Source organism: Bacillus sp. P4_D3 (assembly GCF_056401855.1).
The window spans coordinates 1-4,355 of record NZ_JBFUIN010000264.1 but is presented as its reverse complement, the minus strand read 5'-3'; the positions used below and the strand labels follow the sequence as shown (position 1 = coordinate 4,355).

At 36.3% G+C, this 4,355-nt stretch carries 5 protein-coding genes; 1 reads left to right on the top strand and 4 read right to left on the bottom strand.

Annotated features, from left to right (window positions below; translation table 11 throughout):
• A partial coding sequence (locus tag AC1DTM_RS18900) for an HAD-IIB family hydrolase (protein ID WP_477000646.1) occupies nucleotides 1-592 on the top strand: 592 nt, incomplete at its 5' end.
• Between the two features lie 73 nt (nucleotides 593-665).
• Here the strand turns inward: AC1DTM_RS18900 and phnF are convergent.
• The 4 genes from phnF to AC1DTM_RS18880 all read right to left on the bottom strand — a co-directional run bounded on the left by phnF (nucleotide 666) and on the right by AC1DTM_RS18880 (nucleotide 4,353).
• Nucleotides 666-1,397: a phosphonate metabolism transcriptional regulator PhnF gene (phnF, locus tag AC1DTM_RS18895; protein WP_078172874.1), complete on the bottom strand. Its 732-nt coding sequence runs from the start codon at nucleotides 1,395-1,397 to the stop codon at nucleotides 666-668.
• The gene (gene nagB, locus AC1DTM_RS18890) at nucleotides 1,327-2,115 is read right to left on the bottom strand and encodes a glucosamine-6-phosphate deaminase (protein ID WP_016106083.1); all 789 of its coding nucleotides are present in this window, start codon (nucleotides 2,113-2,115) and stop codon (nucleotides 1,327-1,329) included. Before nagB ends, phnF begins: the two co-directional genes overlap by 71 nt.
• A 4-nt stretch (nucleotides 2,116-2,119) precedes the next feature.
• The gene (gene nagA, locus AC1DTM_RS18885; RefSeq protein ID WP_002160622.1) at nucleotides 2,120-3,262 is read right to left on the bottom strand and encodes an N-acetylglucosamine-6-phosphate deacetylase; all 1,143 of its coding nucleotides are present in this window, start codon (nucleotides 3,260-3,262) and stop codon (nucleotides 2,120-2,122) included.
• Between the two features lie 206 nt (nucleotides 3,263-3,468).
• Nucleotides 3,469-4,353: a ComEC/Rec2 family competence protein gene (locus tag AC1DTM_RS18880; protein WP_477000645.1), complete on the bottom strand. Its 885-nt coding sequence runs from the start codon at nucleotides 4,351-4,353 to the stop codon at nucleotides 3,469-3,471.
• Between the last annotated feature and the right edge of the window lie 2 nt (nucleotides 4,354-4,355).

Sequence of the window (4,355 nt, the reverse complement as noted above, 5' to 3'; positions counted from 1 at the left end):
ACAACTATTATCTGCAACATTCGATTCCAGTATTCTACCTGATTTGTTATCAATGACAAATCAAGACCCTTATTTCCGTTATGTAAGTGATGAGCATAATTACTATATTGAAGAAAAGACACCTTTTATTCATGAACTCGAAAAACAAATAACAATGACTTCTGTTGAAGAACCAAATTTATTACAGAAAATCGATGATACAATTTTTCCAAATAAAATTTCTATCGGTGGAACAAAGGAAAACTTACAACTCCTTCAAAAAAAGATTGATGAAAAATTCCATGGAAAAGTTAGTACTTTCATTTCAGCTGAACAATGTTTAGATGTAATGCCACCCAATATTAGTAAAGGTTCTGCTATTTCTGTTTTATTACAAGAGTTTCAAATACAACCAGAGGAGGTTGCGTGCATAGGGGATTCTTACAATGATATTCCAATGTTTTCTTTAACTCCTCATAGTTTTGCTATGTCTCAAGCTGATGACGCGGTAAAAGAGCACGCTCACTATGTAGTAGATGCTGTCAAAGATGCCGTTAACCAAGTACTTGTTTATAATGAAGAAGCAAATAAAAATACGACTCGATCCTTATAAGGATGAGTCGTGTTTTTATTTCTTTACATGTTGAAAACATCAAAGTTCACTGTACTTCACAAACTGAAATATATTACTTGTTACGTGCGATGTTCGTAATAAACTTGTAACGATCCCCACGATAAATACATTTCACATACTCTAACGGTAACTCACCTTCTGAATATGACCATTGACGCATTACAAGTACAGGCGCCTTTTTAGGAATATGCAGATGTTCAGCTTCATTATCCGTTGCAATTGAAGCTTCAATTGATTGAGTAGCGCGAACAAGCTTAAAGCCCAGTTTTTTCTCTAAATGTTCATATAAAGATTGTTGCAATATTTCTTCGTTAATATCTTTCACAAGAGTTGGCGACAAATATGTCGTCTCAAATGCAATCGGTTCGTCATCAGCTAAGCGCGTACGCCTCACTTCATAAACCGATTCTCCCTCTTGTATTCTCAGCCGGTCTGCTATTTTAGCAGTAGCTGGAACTAGGCGGAAACTTAATAACTGGCTGCTCGGTTTCATACCACGAGAAATCATATCTTCTGTGAATCCCGTCATTCCTTGCAACTTTTGCTCCACTTTCGGAAGTTGGACGAACGTTCCAATCCCACGTTTCCGGTATAAATAACCTTGTTCCACTAAGTTATTAATCGCCTGTCTGATTGTCATACGACTCACTTCGAACTTATCACAAAGTTCATTCTCAGATGGAATTTTATCTCCCGGCTTCCATTCGCCTTCCTCAATTAGCTGTTTCACCCACTCTTGAATCTGATAATAGATCGGAAATGGTGAATACTTGTCGATGTTCATCAGCAATCGCCTCACTGCATAAAGATAGAGCTTCTGGATCTGCGATTACGGTTACATTCGGATGACGTTGTAAAACTGTAGCAGGACACGCCTCACTATATTCACCTTGCAATAGCTCTTTAATAGCTTCTGCCTTTTTAGATCCCATAGCAACAAGTAGAATTTGTTTTGCTTTCATAATACTTCCAATTCCCATTGTAATCGCATGAGTCGGCACATCTTCTTCATTTTCAAAGAAGCGAAGGTTTGCTTGGCGCGTAGATTCTGTTAATTCTACAATGTTAGTTGGAGAATTAAATGGTGTTCCTGGCTCATTAAATCCGATGTGACCGTTTTCACCGATTCCAAGAATCTGTAAGTCAACTGGGTTAGCTACTAGAATGCCTTCATAACGCTTGCACTCTTCCTCTAAATCACTTGCCATCCCATTCGGTACATAAGTTTGTTTAAATGGAAGATGATCAAACAACTGTTCTTGCATGAAATAGTGATAGCTGTTTTTATCTTCGTGTGGTAAATTTACGTACTCATCTAAGTTTACAGTGGTTGTATGACTTGTATCAAGTTTATTTTTTCGCATTTCTGCATAAATACCTAATGGAGAGCTTCCTGTAGCCATTCCTAAAGTTGGATTTTCTTTTGATTTTACAACCTCTTTAATTAACTTATAACCTGCTTCTGCTAATTCTTCTGGAGTTTTTACAACAAGAATATTCATCTTATTACTTCCCTTCCTTCATATGAATTCCTAAACGAACCGTATCATATACATGTAATTCTTCAGTCATAACAACAAAGTCTGCATCTTTGCCTGCCGCTAACGCGCCTTTATTATTTAATCCAAACTCTTCTGCTTGGTTAACTGATGTCATCAACACTGCATCCTCGATTGAACATCCTGTAAATTCAATTACATTTCGGAAAGCTTGATCCATTTTTAAAATACTACCAGCTAACGTTCCATCTTCTAATCGAGCACTGCCATCTTTTACATGTACTGGCTGTCCGCCAAGTTCATATAATCCTTCTTCAAGACCTTTTGCACGCATTGCATCTGTAATGACACTTACTTTTTTCGGCCCTTTTAATTTATACGCTAATTTCACCATATCAGGGTGAATGTGAATACCATCTGTAATTACTTCAACCATTACATCTGGATTTAATAACACATGACCAACAACTCCTGGTTCACGATGATGTAATCCACGCATTTGGTTATATAAATGTGTTGCATGTGTAATTTTTCTATTTTTCAGTTGTGCATCAATCGCATCTGTATGCCCCATTGTGCCAACAACACCTGTTTCAGCAAGATACTGTTCAAACTCTAACGCACCTTCTTCTTCCGGTGCATATGTTACTAATTTAATTAGATTACCGCTTGCTTCCTGCCATTGTTTAAATTGCTCGATACTCGCAGGAACAATATGTTCAAGTGGTTGTGCACCCGCACGTTTTTTTGAAACATATGGTCCTTCTAAGTGAATATATTCGAAATGTGCTCCTTTATCTTTCGCTTCCTTCGCAGCAAGTAGCGCCGCTTCAATCGCTTCTGGAGCTTGTGTCATTGTTGTTGGGAAGTAAGTTGTAACTCCTTCTTTTAACATTTCTTTACCAAGAGTTACTAATCCATCGCTATTTGCATCCATCGCATCAATATCGTATCCACCATGAATATGAACATCGATCATACCTGGAATCACAATCTTTCCTGCCGCATCTAACACAGTTTCATTTTCTTGTGATACATATTGAGCCATCAAACCAATTTCTTTAACTGTTTCTGCGTAACGAATAAATCCATTTTCCACTACTTCTTTACCTGTATAAATTTTGGCATTGATGACAACTTGCGTTTTCATTTTCATCGATCCTTTCCCATGAAATACCTACTTATTATTATTACCTTATTCGCCTAATTCCATCTTAATATACACACAAGTAGTTGTCTATACATTCTAATGAAATTTCCTCTTCGTTCAGCGAAAAAAGGAAATTGATTTCTTTTTCATTATAATATATATTATTCATTTTTTCCAAAATGGAAAATACCCTCTTATATAATTAGTTACTTAAGTAATGGCATAAAACCGCTAGCCCCCATAGTAATATGTTCACCATCTGTTTCTATTTCTACAGTACGTTTGTTTGTTCCGTATATCATTATACCACGCTGTTTTAATCGTCTTACTACACTTTGATGAGGATGCCCATACGGATTTCTACTCCCGTACGAAAGAATAGCGAATTGTGGATCTACTTTTTTTAAGAATGTTTCACTCGTTGAAGTATACGAGCCATGATGCCCAACTTTTAATACATCTGCATGTATATCAAATTGCTTTAATATTTCATTTTCCGTCCGTATATCAGCATCACCCATTAATAAAAAGTCCGCTTTACCATATCGAATCTTTAACACAATTGAGGACTCGTTATTCTCGTCTTTTGATTTACCATTGTTCAATACTTGTATAGAAACATGTGGATCTAGCGGTATGTATTGTCCTTCCTTCACTGAAATGAAAGGAATGCCCCTTTTTTTAATGTTATTCCGATACGTATGATAAGTAAATGAACTATATGTTTTCCCACTATCTAATACGAGTGAAACTGGCATTTGTTCTACAATTGGAATAAGCCCCCCTATATGGTCCATATCAGGATGAGTACTTACAATCACATCTAAATGATTAATTCTTTTTTCAATTAGTTTTTGAATAATAACCTCTCCCGCTTCATAAGGGCCCCCATCTATTAACATCGTTTGACCATTTGGCAATGTAATAAGTGTCGCATCACCTTGTCCAACTTTTAAAAAACTCACTTTCATTTTACCGAAATGTTGCCGCTGCATATGTATAGAAGACGTAGTATGAATAGACATCATATATCTTTTAGCCGATGCGCTGTTTAACGAAAAACATAATAAAACAGAAACCAACAATAGAATAC

Coding starts and splice junctions, on each gene's coding strand:
- nagB (WP_016106083.1), bottom strand. CDS start 2,115: ATGAATATTCTTGTTGTAAAAACTCCAGAAGAATTAGCAGAAGCAGGT.
- nagA (WP_002160622.1), bottom strand. CDS start 3,262: ATGAAAACGCAAGTTGTCATCAATGCCAAAATTTATACAGGTAAAGAA.
- phnF (WP_078172874.1), bottom strand. CDS start 1,397: ATGAACATCGACAAGTATTCACCATTTCCGATCTATTATCAGATTCAA.